Annotated in this window: 1 protein-coding gene; it reads right to left on the reverse strand. The window is 44.2% G+C overall.

The window, feature by feature from the left end; translation table 11 throughout:
• Window positions 1-1037: hypothetical protein (locus J1785_RS00785; protein ID WP_217218576.1), on the reverse strand; the 1037-nt coding region annotated here is incomplete at both ends.

A 1037-nucleotide genomic window follows, 5' to 3' on the forward strand; every position in this document is an offset into this window, starting at 1 on the left:
GTTATAGTCCTGTTCACACTCCAAGATAAATTTAGAAGACGCAACAGCATGCTGCTGTCCCAGATAGACTTTCTTTAGTTCAAGCCGCTGAGGGGTAACTTGTTCAACAGCTTGTGGATCGTTTTTAAAGATTTCACGATAAATCTTCTCGTAATCATTGAAAATGCAGCTATCGTCTAAGGGCTTAAACCTTTCACGGACCTGACGTTCCAGTTCGTCTGTTGCCTGCTGTGTTACAAGCTCGAAATTCTCAGACAGAAGATCCTGAATACTAATACCTGCCGTCTTAAGTTGTAGATAATAATTTTCAAGCCACTGGATTTGCTCTTCTGTCAGGCTTATGAGTTGACGCTTACGTTCAATGATCTCTTTCTTTTGCGCCAGACAGGACTGCAGAGCAAGTTCGATCGGCTCCTGCCAATTGCGTCGGAAGCTTACTAGCGCTTGTGAGAATTGATTATTTTGTTGAGCTGCTAAAGCTTCAAGTAATTTGCTCTGACTTTCAATTCCTTCGAGAAGCGTTGCTGCCGTCAGCCAAGGATGTCCGCATGTCGGACAAATATTTGTTGAACCGCAATGTGATTGATGTTCCTTGAACGCATTCACCAATTGCTCACGTGTCTGTAGCAGTTCCGCGTGGCATTCCTGAGCTTTGTCTGCGGTGGTCAACTGCTGTTTGAGTCCGGCGACCTGTTGCTGAAACTCCTCTGGTGTGAGAGGAGGTGGAAGGAGTGGCGCCAATGGAGCAGTGATCGATAGGCGATCCTCGCTAATGGCCTTTATTAAATCTTTGAAGGCGTCACTTATCGCTAGTGCAGCATCAAAGCAAGCGACCTCTGCTACCCATTTTTCTATGTGTTCAAGAGGACGATAAAACATTAACAGTCGCTGTTGTAGTTCCTTTTTGGGGAGGAGTTTATTCACCAATTCATTATTATATAATTGGTTTTTATAATGCTCGAAATTTTCGGTAAAACGCCCGATGCGAAACAATTCTCCGTCTGCTGATAGCCACTGTTCAAATTGCTGTACATCAA

Origin of the sequence: Rahnella perminowiae (assembly GCF_019049755.1) — a bacterium.
In the GTDB taxonomy this organism is placed as follows: domain Bacteria; phylum Pseudomonadota; class Gammaproteobacteria; order Enterobacterales; family Enterobacteriaceae; genus Rahnella; species Rahnella perminowiae.